The organism is uncultured Lutibacter sp., from assembly GCF_947493565.1.
Lineage (GTDB): Bacteria > Bacteroidota > Bacteroidia > Flavobacteriales > Flavobacteriaceae > Lutibacter > Lutibacter aestuarii.
Genome location: NZ_CANLRG010000035.1, coordinates 1 through 221, shown reverse-complemented (window position 1 = coordinate 221; position 221 = coordinate 1). Strand labels below are relative to the sequence as shown.

Sequence of the window (221 nt, the reverse complement as noted above, 5' to 3'; positions counted from 1 at the left end):
AAGTGGATCAACAGTTCAAGGAGATGCAAGTTACTTATGGAGTACAGGAGCAACGACTTCAAGTATAGAAGTAACAGTAGCAGGAGAATATACTGTAACAGTAACAGATTCAATAAATGGATGTTCATCAACAGAAACGGTAACGGTTAGTGAAGATACTACCGCAGTAGTTGCGAGTATTACAGGAAACGAGACTTTAACTTGTACCACAACAAGCGTTG

1 pseudogene is annotated in these 221 nt (G+C 39.4%); it reads left to right on the top strand.

The window, feature by feature from the left end:
* A pseudogene (locus Q0714_RS14205) lies at nucleotides 1–221 on the top strand (hypothetical protein); the annotation flags it as partial.